Here is a 16232-nt window from a genome sequence, read left to right on the forward strand (position 1 = left end):
TACCTCAGGGAGGAGGACACATGACCAAGTACACCACGACCGCCCTTGCGGGCGCACTGCTTCTTTGCGCGGGCCTGCCCGCCACGGCAGAGACCTGGAATTTCACCGTGATCGCGGGCCACCCGCCGCTGACCAAGGGCGTCTCGGCCATTTCGACCCATTTCGTGCCCGAAGTCAGCCGTCGCGTGGCCGAACTGGGCCACACGATCAACTGGACCGAGGCCTATGCCGGCGCCGTCGCCCCGCCGACCGGCGTGCTTGAGGCCGTGGAAAGCGGTGTCGCGGAATTCGGCTATGTGCCGCAGCTGTTCGAAGGCGACAAGCTGCCGCTGGACCAGATCACCTATATCACCCCCTTCGGCTCGGCCGACCTGATCAAGGTGATGGGCGTGATCGACAAGCTGTATGCCGAGATCCCGGCGATGGATCAGGCCTGGGCCGACAATGGCCAGAAGGTGCTGGCCCCCGTCGGCATCGACACCTACCACTTCGTCACCAAGTTCCCGATCGAGAAGGTCGAGGATCTGAACGGGCACAAGATCGGCACCGCCGGTCTGGCGCTCAACTGGCTCAAGGGGGTGGACGCAACGCCGGTGGCGGGCGCATTGCCGGATTTCTACAACTCGATGTCGACGGGCCTTTACGACGGGATCATGACCTTTGAATCGGTCGTGGCGCCCTACAAGTTCTACGAGGTCGCGCCGTATATCACCAAGATCAACTTCGGCGCGCAGTATGCCTCGGCGCTGACGGTGAACCTGGATACCTGGAATTCGCTGCCCGAGGACGTGCAGCAGATCATCCAGGAGGTCGCGGACGAATATCGTGACATCGCGGCTGAATCCTATCGCGAGGGCGGCGAGGCCTCGCTGGCCAAGGCGGTCGAAGGGGGCGCGAAAGTCAGCGAACTGTCGGACGAACAGCGCGCGGCCTATGCGGCCAAGCTGCCCAACATTGCCCGCGAATGGGCGGCCAAACTGGACAGCGAAGGCAAGCCGGGCACCGAGGTGCTTGAGACCTACATGCGCCTGTCCAAGGAAGCCGGGATCAACCACGCACGGGACTGGGCAGCCGAGTGACGGACGCGACCGACACGACACAGCCGCCCGGATTTCCGGGCGGCCCTGTGGCCCTGTGGCTGAACCGCGTGACGCTGGCGCTGGCGGCGATCGGCGGGATCGGGACCCTGGGCATCATGGCGATCATCAATGCCGACGTGATCGGGCGGGGCGCCTTCGGCACCCCCGTGCCCGCCACGGCCGAAATCGTCAGCGCCGCCATCGTGGCGATCGTTTTTCTGCAACTGCCCCAGGCGACCGCCGCAGGCCGCAACGTGCGATCCGACATGCTTCTGAACCGGCTGGGCCGCGATCACGGACGGGCGGGCTACATGCTGGATACCGTCCACCACGCGGTCGGCACGCTGATGCTGGGCATCCTGATCTACTACGTCGCGCCGGGCATCCTCGAGTCGATCGAGGGCAATGAAACGGTCGGGCTTTATGGCATCTTCACCATGCCCCGCTGGCCCTTCGTGGTCTGCGTCCTGGCCGGCTGCATCCTGACGCTGGCGCAATACGCGATGCTGACGCTTGGGTTCGCGATCAAGGCTTTCGGACGGGAGGCTACGGCATGACCGGGGTTGAAATCGGCATCTGGTCGATCGTCGCGATCCTCGTGCTGATCCAGCTGGGGATGCATGTCGCCATCGCGCTGATGGCCGTGTCGTTCTTCGGGGTCTACCTCGTGAAGGGCAAGCTGGTGGTCGCAGGCGCGCTTCTGTCCCACGCCGCGCTGGACGGGGTCGAGCGCTATTCCTTCGGGGTCATCCCGCTTTTCGTACTGATGGGCGTGCTGGTCGGGGCCTGCGGGCTGGGTCGCGACGTGTTCGATGTGGCGGGCCAGATGTTCCGGCGGTTCCGGGGCGGCCTTGGCATTGCCACGGTCTTTGCCAACGCGGTCTTCGCGGCCGTCAACGGCACCTCGATCGCCTCGGCGTCGGTCTTCACCAAGGTCGCGGTGCCCGAACTGATCCGCCAGGGCTACACGCCGCGCTTTTCCGTCGGTGTCGTCGCCGGGTCGTCGGTGCTGGGGATGCTGATCCCGCCGTCGCTTCTGCTGATCCTCTTCGGGATCATCGCCGAGGTGTCGATCGGCGATCTCTTCACCGCCGGGATCGTGCCGGGCGTGATCCTGGCGCTGTTCTTCTGCGCCGCGATCCTGCTGATGGCCAAGTTCTTTCCGCGCTTCACCGGAAATCCCGGCGCGTCGGACCTGCCCGAGATGAGCCGGGGCACCATGATCCTGAAGTCCGCCCCGATCATCCTGCTGGTCGTGCTGGTCCTGGGTGGCATCTACGGCGGGTTCTTCACCCCGACCGAAGCGGGTGGCGTCGGCGCCCTGGGCGCGCTGGTTATCGCGATGATCAAGGGCCGTCTGGGCGGGCGCGAGATCTGGAACATCATGCTCGAGGTGGGGCAGGTCACGGCCTCGATCACCTTCCTGATCATCGCCGCGCACATGTATTCGCGCCTGCTGGCCCTGACCGGCCTGCCGAATGCGATGACCGGGCTGCTGGCCAGCTATGATCTGGGTCTCTACGGCGTGCTGGTCCTGTACCTGATCGCCATCGTCCTGCTGGGCACGATCCTCGACAGTTCTTCGATCCTGCTGATCCTGCTGCCGCTGATCCTGCCCGTGATCCAGCCCTTTGGCGTCGATCTGGTCTGGTTCGGTATCCTGACCATCATCGCGGTCGAGGTCGGCCTGCTGACCCCGCCACTGGGCGTCGCCTGTTTCGTCATCAAGGCGAACCTCGACGACAAGCGGATCACCCTGAATGACATCTTTGCCGGCGCGGCCCCCTTCGCGCTGATCATGGTCGTGCTCGTGGCGTTGATCGTCGCGATGCCCTGGCTGGCCATCGGCCTGCTTTAACCGGAGGAAATCACATGTATTCCGATACGCACCGCGAGCTCGAAAATCTTGGCAACGGACTTTACGCCTGGGTTCAGGGCGACGGGTCCTGGGGGTGGAGCAACTCCGGCCTCATCGTCGGCGAAGACAACCAGACCGTCGTGATCGACACCCTGTTTACCGGGCGGCTGACGCAGGACATGCTGGAGGCCTATGCCCGTGCCGAACCGGCGGCCAAAACCGTCGACGTTCTGGTGAACACCCACCACAACGGCGACCACACCTTCGGCAACCACCTTGTCGGCGGCGCCCGCATCATCGGGTCGGCCGAGTGTGTCGAGGAGATGGAGGAGCGCCCGGCCAGCTTCTTCAAGGCGGCCGCCGCCGATCCCAAGGCCTATGGCATCTTCGGGGAATTCCTGGATCACTACATGGGCAAGTTCGACTTTTCCGACATCGAACACGTCCCGCCGAACGAAACCTTCAAGGGGCACAAGACCCTCACCGTCGGCGGCCGCACGATCGAACTGACGGAACTTGGCCCCGCGCACACCCGCGGCGACATCATCGTGCACGTGCCGGACGCCCGCGTCTGCTATACCGGCGATCTGGTCTTCCACGGCGGGCATCCGATCATGTGGGCCGGGCCGGTCGGCAACTGGATCGCCGCCTGCGACCATATCCTCGGGCTCGACGTGGATGTGATCGTGCCGGGCCACGGCCCCGTCAGCGACAAGAGCTGCGTAAAGGGTCTGCGCGACTACTTCACCCACATCCTGGCCGAGACGACCAAGTGCTACGAGGCCGGGCTGGGCTGGGAAGAGGCGGCCTTCGAGGTCGGCTATGCCAATTTCGACAGCTGGCTCGACCGGGAACGGGTGGTTGCCAACGTCGCCACGATCTACCGTGACCTGTCGGGCGGCAAGATCAACCCGGCGCAGGAAGACGTGCTGCGTCACATGATGCGCTATTCCGCCGGGGCCAAGTGCCCGCATGACGACGCCTGCAGCTGCGGCCATCACTGATGCTGGAACTGCTGAACAACCCGATCTCGACCTGTTCGCAGAAGGTCCGCCTTGTGCTGCATGAAAAGGGCATCGACTTTACTGACACCCGCATCGATTTCCGCGCCAAGGAACACCTGACGCCCGAATACCTGGCGATCAACCCCGACGGGGTGGTGCCGTCGCTGCTGCATGACGGCCAGCCGATCCTCGATAGTTCGGTCATCATGGAATACCTGGATGAGGTCTTTCCGGATGTTCCCCTGTCACCGCGCGATCCGGTCGGGCGGGCCAAGATGCGGAAATGGCTGCGCTTCATCGAAGAGGTGCCGACCGTCGCAATCCGTATCCCGTCCTTCAACCAGGTCTTCGTCCGTCACCGGGCCGACCTGAGCGACGCGGATCTGGAGGACGACACCAACGCCCGCACCCTGCGCCGCACCTTCTATCGCGAGATGGGGCGCACCGGGTTTTCCGACGCCCGCCTGCAGGAAAGCTATGACCGCCTGCGCGAAACCGTCACCCGGATGGACGATGCGCTGGCCGATCGCGACTGGCTGTGCGTGGATCTGACGCTTGCGGATTTCTGCGTCGTGCCGACCATCGACCGGATGCGCGACCTGGGCTTGTCCGAGGCCTGGTCCGACAAGCCCCACATGAAACGCTGGTGGGAGGCCATGCAGGCCCGCCCCGCCTATCGCGCGACCTACTATCCCGGCACGCGCGTCACCGACATCTACGACGAGATTGGAGAGCCCGCATGAAACTCGTGACATTCCAGAACGACACCGGGGCCGAGGCCATCGGCATCCTCGACGGCGACCGGATCGCCCTGCTGGACGCCGCCGCCAACCCCGCCTTCGGATCGATGCTGGCGCTGATCCACGGCGGGGACGAGGCGCTTGAGGCCGCGCGCGCGGCGCAGGCCACGGCCACCAAGCTGGACCTCGGATCGGTCCGCCTGCGCGCCCCGGTGCCCGAGCCGGTGCAGATGCGCGACAGCCTGACCTTCGAGATGCACCTGCGCAACGCGCGCTCGACCATGTCCAAGCTGACCCCCGGCGTGCCGGATCTTGAACCGCAGGACGTGGCCCTGCCGCAGGTCTGGTACGATCAGCCGATCTACTACAAGGGCAACCGGTTCTCGGTCTCGGGCCCCGAGGACCAGATCCTCTGGCCGACCGGGGAAACCCGGCTGGATTACGAGCTTGAGCTGGGCATGATCACCGGCAAGGGCGGCCAGGACATCCGCGAAGCCGACGGGCAGGACCATGTCTTCGGCTTCCTGATCTTCAACGATTTCTCGGCCCGCGATCACCAGATGCTCGAAATGGCCGGGGGTCTGGGCCCGGCGAAGGGCAAGGACTGGAAGACCGCCAACGCCATGGGCCCCTGCCTTGTCACCAAGGACGAGATCGGCGACGGCTCGGGGCTCGAGATGATCGCGCGCATCAACGGCGAGGAATGGAGTCGGGGCAATTCGTCCTCAATGCACCATTCGTTCGGCCGTATCCTGGAACACGTCAGCCGCGACGAGGAAGTGCGCGCGGGCGAATTCTTCGGCTCGGGCACGGTCGGCGGCGGCTGCGGGCTTGAGCTGAACAAGTACCTGTCGCCCGGCGACGTGGTCGAGCTTGAGATCGAGGGCATCGGCATCCTGCGCAACACCGTCGGTCCGCGCCAGTAGGGGCAGGGCGGTCGACCCCCGGGTCGGCCGCGCATTCACCCGCCCTTGCGCGATGGCCCCGGGCGGGCCATCAAGGCGTCCTGCGCACAGGGCCGGACGCCCGGAAAGGCCGCCATGAAAGTTCACATCCTCGACGACTGGTTCGACACGCTGCGGGGGCTGCCCTGCTTTGATCTGCTGAAGGATCACGACGTCACGGTCTGGACCGACCACGAACCCGACGAGGCCAAGCTGGCCGCGCGGCTGGCGGACGCCGATTGCGTCGTGCTGTTTCGCGAACGCACAAAGGTGACGCGCACCCTGCTGGACCAGTTGCCAACGCTGCGTCTGATCTCGCAGCGCGGGGCCTATCCGCACGTCGATGTTGCCGCCTGTACCGACCACGGGGTTCTGCTGTGTTCCAACACCGGCGCGGACGGGGCGAACTATGCCGCCGCCGAGCTGACCTTCGGGCTGATCCTGTCGGCCATGCGCCAGCTGCCGCAGCAGATGGCCAGCGCCAAGGCCGGGGGCTGGCAGATGGGTGTCGGGCGCACCCTGCGCGGTCGCACGCTCGGGCTCTATGGCTATGGCAAGATCGGGCGCGCGGTGGCCGACTATGCCCGGGCTTTCGGGATGAAGGTGCTCTGGTGGGCCTCTGACGCCGGGTTGGAGCGTGCCCGCGCCGATGGAGAGCCGGTGGCCGAGAGCCGCGAAGCCTTCTTTGCCGGATCCGATGTTGTGTCGCTTCACCTGCGCCTGACCGACACGACGCGCGGCATCGTCACGGGCGCGGACTTGGCGCAGATGTCACCCCGGTCGGTTCTGGTGAACACCTCGCGGGCCGGGCTGATCGCGCCGGGCGCCTTGTTGGCGGGGCTGAACGCCGGCCGCCCCGGCATGGCGGCCGTGGATGTCTTCGACACCGAACCGCTGACCGACGCGGCCGACCCGCTGTTGTCGCACCCCAACCTGATCGCCACCCCGCACATCGGCTTTGTCACGGAAGACGAATTCGACAAGCAGTTCGCGGATATCTTCGACCAGGTGAACGCCTATGCGGCAGGCGCGCCGATCCACATGATCAACCCCGACGCCGCCGGGCAATGATCCCGGCCACCACCGGCGCGCCGACGATCACCAGAACGATGCGCGTCAGGTGGTGGGTGATGACAAAGCCCAGATCGGCGCCTGTGACGATGGCCAGCACCGTCATCTCGGCCTGTCCGCCGGGGGCGAAGGCCATGAAGGCCGCCACCGGATCGCCCAGGCCAAGCGCGGTGACGACCCAGGCAAACCCCGCCGCCAGCACCGCCAGCACCAGCACATAGGCCACGCCGGCCGCGACCACGCGCGTCAGCTCGGCCCAGGTCACGCCCAGGAACTGCACGCCGATGCCGCAGCCGATCAGGAACTGCGCTACCAGGATCGCCTCGGCCGGGGGGCGGAAGTGGACGATGCCCGACAGCGACAGCGCCGCCGTCACGATCATCGGCCCCAGGATCGCCGCCCCGAACAGCCCGACACGTTGGCCCCCCTTCCAGCCGATGATGGCGGCCAGCGCCATGATGACCAGCTCGTGCCACGGCAGGTCTGATGCCGGGGCGCCGATCGGGTTCGACAGCGCGGCGCCGTAGAAATGCGTCAGGATGAAGGGGGCCAGCGTCACGATGATCAGCACCCGCGTCGCGTGGATCAGCGACAGGGCGCGGGGGTCTCCTCCGGCCTCGGTGCCGAAGATGACCATGTCCTGCAGCCCGCCGGGCATCGCCGAATAATAGGCCGTGGGCGCGTCGAACCCCCAGAGCCTGCGGAAGAACGGCACGCCGACCAGCGCGATCAGCGCGATGAAGACCGGCACCAGCGCCACCGACAGCGCCATGCGCGGCAGCTCGGCCACCACGTCGGGCGTGATCGACGCCCCGACCGCCACACCCAGGATGGTCCGCGCTGCGACCGACACTTCTCCGAACCCCTTGAGCGGCATGTGGGCCAGCGCGCCCGCCAGGCAGAAGGTCATCGGTCCGAAGAGGAACGGCAGCGGCAGTTCCAGCGCGGCGAAAAGCGCCGTACCCACGGCGGCCAGCAGGAAGGTCAGGGTCCGGCGGCCCGTGGCAGAGTGGAAGAAAGATGCGCGCAAACGGGCCTCCTGCCTGTCTTGACGCATTCTGTGTACGCTTGTACTCATTTGGATACAAGATGGATGCGGAGGAGCATATGGCCATCGACGACGACAGCACCCCGCAGGGCAACGCGGCCTATGCGCGCCTGCTGGCCGAGCTGCGCGAAGGGCGGTTGAACCCCGGGGACCGGTTGCGGGAAACCGACCTGGCCGACCGTCTGGGCGTGTCGCGCACACCCGTCCGCGAGGCGATACGCCAGCTCGAGGCGGACGGCATCGTCACCCATGTGCCGCGTCAGGGCGCCAGCATCCGCACGTTGGATTACGCCGAGGTGATGGAGCTTTACGAGATGCGCGCCGTGCTGGAGGGCACCGCCGCCCGGCTTGCGGCCCGCGCCGCATCGGATATCGAGCTTGAAGAGCTTTATGACATGAACCGGCAGCTTGCGGCCCTTGGCAATGTGCCAGAGGCCTTCGTCCTGAACCGGCAGCTTCACGCGGCCCTGCTGGACGCGGCCAAGAACCGCTTTCTGACCCGGTCGATCCATTCGCTGCAGAAGGCGATGATGATCCTTGGCCCCACCACGCTGACCCAGCCCGACCGTGCCGAACGGGCGGTCGAGGAGCATCGCGCCGTGCTGGACGCCATCCGTGCCCGCAACGGCGAAGAGGCCGAGGCCGCGATGCGGGCGCATATCGAGGCCGCGCAGCGTGTCCGGGTCCGCGCCCTGCGGACCCGCGCCGAACCGGCCGCCAGCTTTGACGGAGACCTGCTGTGACCGACCCCGACATCCTTGTCATCGGCGGCGGCAATGCCGCGCTTTGTGCGGCCATGACGGCGGCCGAGGCCGGGGCGCGGGTGCTGATCCTCGAAGCCGCGCCCAAGCCCTATCGTGGCGGCAATTCGCGCCACACCCGCAACTTTCGCTGCATGCATCACGGGCCACTTGGCCCTCTGGTCGACAGCTATACCGAGGATGAATACCTCGCCGACCTGATGAAGGTCACCGATGGCAAGACCGACGAGGCACTGGCGCGTCTGGCGATCCGCACCTCTGAGGAATGCCTGCCCTGGATGCAGGAGCGCGGCGTGCGCTTCCAGCCCTCGCTGTCGGGTACGCTGTCGCTGGCCCGCACCAACGCCTTCTTCCTGGGCGGGGGCAAGGGGCTGGTGAACGCCTATTACCGCACCGCCGAAAAGCTGGGCGTCGCGGTGGAATACGACGCGGCCGTCACGCATCTGGAACGCGAGGACGACCGGATTGTCCGGGTCGATTACACCAAGGACGGCACCACCCGCAGCCTGACGCCCCGCGCGGTGGTCGTCGCCTCGGGCGGGTTCCAGGCCGACACCGATTGGCTGGCCCGCGCCTGGGGACCTGCGGCAAAGAACTTCCTGATCCGGGGCACGCCCTACAATCGCGGGGTGGTGCTGGCGGACCTGCTGGATCAGGGTGTCGAACAGGTCGGCGATCCGACCCAGTGCCACGCGGTCGCGATCGACGGCCGCGCGCCCAAGTTCGACGGCGGCATCGTCACCCGGCTGGACTGCGTGCCATTCTCCATCGTCGTGAACAAGGATGCGCAGCGTTTCTATGACGAGGGCGAGGACGTCTGGCCCAAACGCTATGCGATCTGGGGCCGACTGGTCGCCGCGCAGCCCGACCAGGTGGGATATGTGATCATCGACGCCAAGTCGCTTGACCTGTTCATGCCCTCGGTCTTTCCGCCCATCAAGGCCGAGACCTTGCCCGAGCTTGCCGACAAGATGGGCCTGCCCGCCGAGGCGCTGGTGCAGACCGTCGAGAGGTTCAACGCGGCCTGCGGCGACACCTCGGGTTTTCATCCCACGGAACTGGACGGCGTCGCCACCACCGGGCTGACCCCGCCCAAGACCAACTGGGCGCGACCCATAACCGAACCGCCGTTCTATGGCTATTCGCTGCGCACCGGCGTGACCTTCACCTACCTCGGGCTCAAGGTCGACGCGCGCGCCCAGTGTTCCATCGGCAACCGCCCGGTCGCGAACCTTTGGGCCGCGGGGGAAACCATGGCCGGATCGATCCTGGGGCAGGGGTACCTGGCCGGCTTCGGCATGACCATCGGCACCGTCTTCGGACGCATCGCGGGCCAGGAGGCCGCCGCCTATGCAAACTGACCTGCTGCAAGAGGCCCGCAGACAGGCCGAGATCTGCAATGCCTGCCGCTATTGCGAAGGCTATTGTTCGGTCTTTCCGGCCCTTCATGCCGAACGCGCGTTTTCGGACGGCAACCTGACCCAGCTGGCCAACCTCTGCCACAACTGCCGGGGCTGCTATTACGCCTGCCAGTACACCGCCCCGCATGAGTTTGACCTGAACCTGCCACAGGCGCTGGCCAATGTCCGGCAGGACAGCTGGGAAGACCTGGCCTTTCCCCGGGCTGCCGGGCGCGCCTTTCAGAAGAACGGCGTGCTGATCGCCGTGGCTACCGTGATCGGCTTTGCGCTGCTGTTCTGGGCGGCACGGGCGCTGGCCGCCTCGGGCGGCGACGGGTTCTATGCAGTGCTGTCGCACAACGCGATGGTGGCGATCTTCCTGCCGGCCTTCCTGTTCCCATTGCTCAGCATCGCGATCAGCCTGCGCCGCTACTGGCGCCGGATCGGGGCCGGGCCGCTGCGCCTGGCGCATTTGCACGCGGCACTGAAAAGCGCTTCGTCGATGCGCAATCTCAGCGGCGGTCACGGGGATGGCTGCAATTTTGAGGACGAGGACCGCTTTACCCACGCCCGTCGTGCGGTGCACCAGGCGGTGATGTACGGGTTCCTGCTGTGTTTCGCATCGACCAGCGTGGCGACCGTGATGCACTATGTCTTCGACATGCCCGCGCCCTACGGCCTGCTGTCGCTGCCGAAACTGCTTGGCCTTTCGGGCGGCGTGCTGCTGACCCTCGGCTGTGTCGAGATGATCCGCCTCAAGCTGAAATCCGACATGGCCTTGGGGGCGCAGGGCGCCCGGGGCGGAGAGATGGGCTTTGTCGGATTGCTGGGGTTCGTGGGCTTTAGCGGGCTGCTGCTTTATGCCCTGGGACAGACCGCGGTCATGCCGACGCTGCTGGTGATCCACCTGGGCGCAGTGCTGGCCTTTTTCCTGCTGACCCCCTTCACCAAGATGGCGCACGGCTTCTATCGTCTCGCGGCGCTGGCCGCGGACGCGCAACGCTGAGGATTTCGGCAGGACGCGACGCCCTCGGTACAGGCCGCCGGCAAAGCCCTGCTGCGGCAAAAGGTGCGGCTGGCGAAGGCTTCTCGGCGTGACTACATAGACGGCACGTGACGCTTCGGGCCCAGGCCGCGAGAACGCGGATGCGTCTCAGGCAACTTCTGGTATTCCCGTGATATGGACATCATCCTCGTCACCACTGTCATCGCGTCCCTGTTCGTGGTCATCGGCATCGCAGAGCCCTTCGCGGCCCGGGTGAAACTGCCCTACAGCGTGATCCTCGCCGTGCTGGGCATCCTCATCGGGGCGGGGGCGACGTTTTTCCTGCGCACCGATCTGACCGACGCGCTGAACCCCGTGGCCGAGGCGATCCTGGGCCTGCCGATCCGGTCGAACGTGTTCCTGTATGTCTTCCTGCCGACGCTGCTGTTCCAGGCGACCCTTGGCATGAACCTGCGGCGGATGCTGGACGACTGGGTGCCGATCCTGACGCTGGCGGTGGTCGCGGTCGTGGTCGCGACGATCTCGGTCGGATACGCGCTTTATTGGGTCAGCCCGCTGCCGCTGGCGGCCTGCCTTCTGATCGGGTCCATCGTGTCCACCACCGACCCTTCGGCGGTCGTGTCGATCTTCCGCTCGATCTCGGCCCCGCGCCGGTTGGCCCGGATCATCGAGGGCGAAAGCCTGCTGAATGACGCCGCCGCCATCGCGCTCTTTGGCCTTTTCATGGGCTTCGTGATGCTGGGCTTCCCGGATCCGGAGCTGGGTGACGCCCTCGCGCGCTTTCCCTTCCTGATCGCCGGCGGCGCGCTGACCGGCTGGCTGGCCGCGCGGATCGGCCTGTGGGTCATGGCGATGTTCGGGCGGCACGAACTGGCGCAGATCTCGATCTCGGTCGCGCTGCCTTATCTGGCCTATATCGTCGCGGAACAGGGCGTAGGTGCCTCGGGCGTGATCGCGGTCGTGGCGGCCGGCCTGACGCTGAACCTGACCGCCCCCGGACGCCTGCCGCCGCAATCCTGGCTCAACCTCCGAGAGCTCTGGGACGTGCTGGCGCATTGGGCCGGGGCGCTCATCTTCATCCTGGCGGCCTTGCTGATCCCCCGCCTGCTTGAAGAGGTCCGGCTAAGTGATTTCGGTCTTGTCGGCGTGGTCGTGGTGGCCGCGATCGCGGCACGCAGTGCCATCCTGTTCGGCCTGATGCCGGTCCTGACGCGGTTGAAGCTGTCGCCGACCGTGGAACGCCCCTACCGGGTCGCGATCCTCTGGGGTGGGTTGCGGGGGGCCGTCACGCTGGCGCTGGCGCTGGCGGTGACCGAAAGCGTCCGGGTGCCCGACGATATCCAGCGGGTCGTCGGCATCCTGGCCACCGGGTTCACGCTGTTCACGCTGCTGGTGCAGGGGACGACGCTGCGCTGGATCATCAGCAGGCTCGGTCTTGATCGCCTGTCCCCGATCGACGAGGCGCTGTCGCGTCAGGTGGTCGCCGTCGCCCTGCAGACCGTGCGCGAAGACGTGGCCCGCACGACCGAAAACTATGACCTGAACCGCGATACCGTCCGGTCCGAGGCGAAACGGTTCGGCGAACGGCTCGACGTGGCGGTCAAGACAGCCGAGGACAACGCCGACATCCTCGATCGAGACCGGATCGCCCTGGGCCTGATCGCCCTGGCCGGGCACGAACGCGACACCATCCTGTCCCGCGTCCGCGAGCGCACGATATCCGCCCGCATGGCCGAAGTTGTCCTGTCCGATGCCGACCGGCTGATCGAAGGTGCGCGCACCATGGGCCGCAGCGGTTATCAGCGCGCGGCGCGGCGCAGCGTCGACTATGCCCGGGGCCTGCGTGCCGCCGTGCTGCTGCATGGTCGCCTGGGCATATCCGCCCCGCTGGCCCGGATGACCGCCGACCGGTTCGAGCTGCTGTTGTCGCAACGCCTGATCCTGCGGGATCTGGGCGGCTTCATCGATGGCCGCATCCGCCGCATTCACGGCCGCCGGGTGGCCGAACTGCTGCACGATCTTCTGGCCCGCCGGGTCGAAGCGGTCGAAACCGCGCTGGACGGCCTGCGCCTGCAATATCCGGGCTACGCCGAAGAGCTTGAGCGCCGCTTCATCCGCCGCACCGCGCTGCGACTGGAAGAACGCGAATATGTCGCCATGCGCGAAGACGGCCTGATCGGCGCCGAGGTCTACACCTCGCTCATGCAGGACCTGTCCCTGCGTCGCGCCGCGGCCGAGGAACGCCCAGGGCTGGACGTGGCCATCCAGCGCGCCGACTTCATCCGCAACCTGCCGCCGTTCGAAGGGCTGGACGACGCGGTCCTCAAGCAGCTGGTCCGCGTGCTGAAGACCCGCTACGTCGACGCGGGCGAGGTCATCATCCGTAAGGACAGCACGGCGCGCCGGGTGTTCTTCATCGCCTCGGGGGCGGTCGAACTGACCACGGCCGGCCAGACCTGGCGTCTTGGCCTGGGCGAGATGTTCGGCCAGATGGCGATCCTGACCAACAAGGCCCGCCGCGCCGACGTCCGCGCCATCACCCCCACGACCCTTCTGGTGCTGGACGAGGACCGCTTCCGCAAGCTGCTAGACCGAAGCCGCGCCCTGCGCGAAGCGGTGCGGGCCAGCGCCGCCAAACGCGGCATCGACCCGGCGGAGTTGCTGCCCGAGGAGTGATGCATCGACGGGCGGCCCTGCGCCATTGACCTGTGTTTGGATCTGATGCGGCGGTTCGCGGCGCTGGCCCCAAGACGGACAGGGCGTGCCACCTGCGACGCCCCAGGGCTGCCGGCCCATGATGGCGGTTCAGAACCGCGCCAGGAACGCGGTCAGCGCCCCGGTCCGCGCCCGCCGGGGATCCGTGAGGGCAAGGAAGGGGCGTCGCGGCCTGGGCGCCCAGGTGACGCGGCGCAGAGCAAGCCCGCTGGACCGGGCCAGCCGGGCCGAACGCCACGACAGCATTGCCAGCCCCTCTTCGTCACGCACCCCGGCCAGGATCGCCTCGTTCGTTGGCAGCTGCAGAAGCACCGGAAGATCCGCCACGGTCAGCGCCATCGAGGCCAGATGCTGTTCGGTCACCCGCCGCGTCCCCGATCCGGGTTCGCGCAGAAGCCAGGGCGTCCGGCGATAATCTCCCGCATCCAGCACGGGCTTGCGCGCCAGCGCATGGCGCCGCGACATCACCAGGCACAGCTCGTCATGGCCGACCACCTGCCGCACCAGCCCCTCTGCGGGCACGTCATCCTCGACCAGCCCCAGGTCCGCCGTTCCGTCCAGCACGGCCGTCGACACCTCAAGCGAGTTTCCCGCGTGCAGGGACATCTCGACCTTCGGCCAGGCCCGCTGCATCCCGATCATCCGGGGCGTGATCCAGTAACTGGCGATGGTCTGGCTGGCCCAGATCCGCAGCCGCCCCCTGGGTTCATCGGTCAGCGTGCTGAGAAGGGACTGCGCCGCGTCGGCCTCGGCATGCACCCGGCGCGCGGCCTGCACGAACTGCACCCCCGCCTCGGTCAGCACGATGCCGCGCCCCACCCGGTCGAAAAGCCGAACATCGTAGCGCCGTTCCAGCGCGGAAATGGCGGCCGACACCGCCGATTGCGTCATGTTCAGCCGTTCGGCCGCGCGGGTGACATGGCATAGTTCGGCCACGGTCAGGAATATGCGGATCTGGTCGAGCGTCATGGAGAAATCATAAACGTAATCGAACGAAAGAACAAAAACTATTCGATAGACTGAACGATGGCATCGCGGCCATTCCTGCAGGCAACAGGAGGATCCGATCATGCCCCCGTCAGACCCTGGCACCATGCCCCACCCGGGACGCAGCCCTTGGGCCGTCACCGCAGCGCTTCCCGGCCTGGCTGCATCGGTCGCGCTGGCCACCCTGGGTTTCGCGGTCTGGGCCATGGCGGGATTTGCACCGTCGGTCAGCCCGATGATCGTCGCCTTGCTCGGTGGCCTGTTACTGGGCAACGTCACGCCGGTGCGCAGCCGCCTTGCCGCAGGTTCGTCGATCGCGATGCGCCCCGTTCTGCGCGCAGGGATCGTTCTGCTGGGCTTCCGCCTGACACTGGCCGATCTGGGCGCGCTCGGCCTGTCGGGATTGGCCGCGATCGGTCTGGTGGTGACGGTCACTTTCTTTATCATCCGTCGCGCGGGCCGTGCGCTTGGCGTGTCCGGGCCGCTTTCCGATCTCATCGCGGCGGGAACGTCGATCTGTGGCGCCTCGGCCATCATGGGCATGAAGACCGTGACCCGCGCCCGCGACGAAGAGGTCGCCTATGCCATCGCCTGCGTCACCGTTTTCGGCACCCTGTCGATGCTGATCTTTCCGATGATCATGCCGGTTCTGGAGGTAGACGCGCGGGCCTACGGCATGTGGGCGGGCATCAGCATCCACGAGGTGGCGCAGGCCGTTGGCGCAGGATGGGCCGCCGGACCCGTCGCCGGAGAGGCCGCGACCATCACGAAACTCGGCCGCGTCCTGCTTCTGGCGCCCATGATCCTCGGGATGGGCCTGATCGGCAGGGGCGGCGGCGAGACCCGGCCCGGCACGGCGCCGCCGTATTTCGTCATGTTGTTCCTCGTGGCTATCGTCGTCAACACCTTGGTCGGCCTGCCAGACAGTCTGCAGAGCGTCATCACGCTGGCCTCGACCTTCATGCTGGCGATGGCGCTTGGCGCCATGGGGGTCGAGACGCGCATGGCCTCCATCCGAAAAGAGGGCCTGGCGCCGCTCCTTCTCGGCGCATTCGGCTGGCTCTTCATCAGCAGCTTCGGCGCGGTTCTGGTTTTTCTGATCAGCGGCACGGGCTGAGCCGTTTCATCGAGTTAGCTTGGGTTTCGAACAGATTTCTCGACCGATGCGCCAAGCGGTCGCGACGACTGGTTGCGATCCAAATGCGGCAGGCAAGGGATTGTGGCCCATGGGCGGACGTCCACGTTAATAAGCATCCACTTCGCCAATGCGTTCGCGTCCCGACGCTCCGCAAGACGCATCGGCCCGAGCCGCGCGGATCGCCTGGAGCCGAGCCGATGTCGCGGCGTAGCGACCGCAGTCAATGACGCGCGGCTGTCGGCCTTTTCGCGAGAAAGAACGCGAGCAACCCGAGCGCAATGCCCAGACCACAAAACACTATGCCCTGATCAATCGCGTCCCCGGTCGTGCCCGAGCCGATGTAACGCCGTGTCGCGGCTTCGTAGTCTGCTGGGGCCGTAAAGGTCCGGGCCACATATAGCCCCAAGCCCACTTTTATCGCACCAAGGGCTATCAGAGCCGCTGCCAAAATGCGGCTGAGCCACACGAAAATCATCCAATT

Annotated in this window: 15 protein-coding genes; 12 read left to right on the top strand and 3 right to left on the bottom strand. The window is 66.6% G+C overall.

Annotated features, from left to right (window positions below):
• The first annotated feature begins 20 nt into the window (after nucleotides 1-20).
• From E4S58_RS02570 to E4S58_RS02600, 7 genes are all read left to right on the top strand, one after another.
• The gene (locus E4S58_RS02570; protein WP_136634752.1) at nucleotides 21-1079 is read left to right on the top strand and encodes a C4-dicarboxylate TRAP transporter substrate-binding protein; all 1059 of its coding nucleotides are present in this window, start codon (nucleotides 21-23) and stop codon (nucleotides 1077-1079) included.
• Nucleotides 1076-1636 (top strand): TRAP transporter small permease subunit, encoded by a 561-nt coding sequence (locus E4S58_RS02575; protein WP_136634753.1) that lies wholly within the window; start codon nucleotides 1076-1078, stop codon nucleotides 1634-1636. Before E4S58_RS02570 ends, E4S58_RS02575 begins: the two co-directional genes overlap by 4 nt.
• A complete protein-coding gene (locus E4S58_RS02580) occupies nucleotides 1633-2937 on the top strand; it encodes a TRAP transporter large permease (RefSeq protein ID WP_136634754.1) in 1305 nt (434 codons plus the stop codon). The genes E4S58_RS02575 and E4S58_RS02580 overlap by 4 nt, the downstream gene beginning before the upstream one ends.
• A gap of 14 nt (nucleotides 2938-2951) precedes the next feature.
• Nucleotides 2952-3941: an MBL fold metallo-hydrolase gene (locus E4S58_RS02585; protein WP_136634755.1), complete on the top strand. Its 990-nt coding sequence runs from the start codon at nucleotides 2952-2954 to the stop codon at nucleotides 3939-3941.
• Nucleotides 3941-4684 (top strand): glutathione S-transferase family protein, encoded by a 744-nt coding sequence (locus tag E4S58_RS02590; protein ID WP_136634756.1) that lies wholly within the window; start codon nucleotides 3941-3943, stop codon nucleotides 4682-4684. The genes E4S58_RS02585 and E4S58_RS02590 overlap by 1 nt, the downstream gene beginning before the upstream one ends.
• On the top strand, nucleotides 4681-5607 hold the full coding sequence (locus E4S58_RS02595) for a fumarylacetoacetate hydrolase family protein (protein WP_136634757.1): 927 nt from the start codon (nucleotides 4681-4683) through the stop codon (nucleotides 5605-5607). Before E4S58_RS02590 ends, E4S58_RS02595 begins: the two co-directional genes overlap by 4 nt.
• Nucleotides 5608-5721: 114 nt before the next feature.
• Nucleotides 5722-6696, top strand: a complete 975-nt coding sequence (locus E4S58_RS02600) for a D-2-hydroxyacid dehydrogenase family protein (protein WP_136634758.1) — start codon at nucleotides 5722-5724, stop codon at nucleotides 6694-6696.
• Here E4S58_RS02600 and E4S58_RS02605 read toward each other — a convergent pair.
• On the bottom strand, nucleotides 6671-7726 hold the full coding sequence (locus E4S58_RS02605; RefSeq protein WP_240789438.1) for an AbrB family transcriptional regulator: 1056 nt from the start codon (nucleotides 7724-7726) through the stop codon (nucleotides 6671-6673). The two genes, E4S58_RS02600 and E4S58_RS02605, sit on opposite strands and share 26 nt — an antisense overlap.
• 77 nt (nucleotides 7727-7803) lie before the next feature.
• On the opposite strand from E4S58_RS02605, the gene E4S58_RS02610 reads away from it, so the two are divergent.
• The 4 genes from E4S58_RS02610 to E4S58_RS02625 all read left to right on the top strand — a co-directional run bounded on the left by E4S58_RS02610 (nucleotide 7804) and on the right by E4S58_RS02625 (nucleotide 13587).
• Nucleotides 7804-8487 carry a GntR family transcriptional regulator gene (locus E4S58_RS02610; RefSeq protein ID WP_136634760.1) on the top strand — a complete coding sequence of 228 codons (684 nt, stop codon included), beginning with the start codon at nucleotides 7804-7806 and terminating at the stop codon, nucleotides 8485-8487.
• Complete coding sequence (gene tcuA / locus E4S58_RS02615) at nucleotides 8484-9866, top strand: FAD-dependent tricarballylate dehydrogenase TcuA (protein ID WP_136634761.1); 1383 nt, start codon at nucleotides 8484-8486, stop codon at nucleotides 9864-9866. Before E4S58_RS02610 ends, tcuA begins: the two co-directional genes overlap by 4 nt.
• Nucleotides 9856-10911 (top strand): tricarballylate utilization 4Fe-4S protein TcuB, encoded by a 1056-nt coding sequence (gene tcuB / locus E4S58_RS02620; RefSeq protein WP_136634762.1) that lies wholly within the window; start codon nucleotides 9856-9858, stop codon nucleotides 10909-10911. Before tcuA ends, tcuB begins: the two co-directional genes overlap by 11 nt.
• Nucleotides 10912-11085: 174 nt before the next feature.
• A complete protein-coding gene (locus E4S58_RS02625) occupies nucleotides 11086-13587 on the top strand; it encodes a cation:proton antiporter (RefSeq protein ID WP_136634763.1) in 2502 nt (833 codons plus the stop codon).
• Nucleotides 13588-13716: 129 nt separating this feature from the next.
• On the opposite strand, the gene E4S58_RS02630 is transcribed toward E4S58_RS02625, so the two are convergent.
• Nucleotides 13717-14595, bottom strand: coding sequence for a LysR family transcriptional regulator (locus E4S58_RS02630; protein ID WP_136634764.1), 879 nt, complete (start codon nucleotides 14593-14595; stop codon nucleotides 13717-13719).
• A 100-nt stretch (nucleotides 14596-14695) separates the two neighbouring features.
• On the opposite strand from E4S58_RS02630, the gene E4S58_RS02635 reads away from it, so the two are divergent.
• Entirely contained in the window at nucleotides 14696-15730 is a 1035-nt protein-coding gene (locus tag E4S58_RS02635) for a YeiH family protein (RefSeq protein ID WP_205965342.1), read from the top strand.
• 241 nt (nucleotides 15731-15971) lie between these two features.
• Here E4S58_RS02635 and E4S58_RS02640 read toward each other — a convergent pair whose 3' ends face one another.
• Nucleotides 15972-16226: a hypothetical protein gene (locus E4S58_RS02640; protein WP_136634765.1), complete on the bottom strand. Its 255-nt coding sequence runs from the start codon at nucleotides 16224-16226 to the stop codon at nucleotides 15972-15974.
• Nucleotides 16227-16232: the final 6 nt, after the last annotated feature.

Source organism: Pseudooceanicola onchidii, assembly GCF_004959925.1.
In the GTDB taxonomy this organism is placed as follows: Bacteria; Pseudomonadota; Alphaproteobacteria; order Rhodobacterales; family Rhodobacteraceae; genus Pseudooceanicola; species Pseudooceanicola onchidii.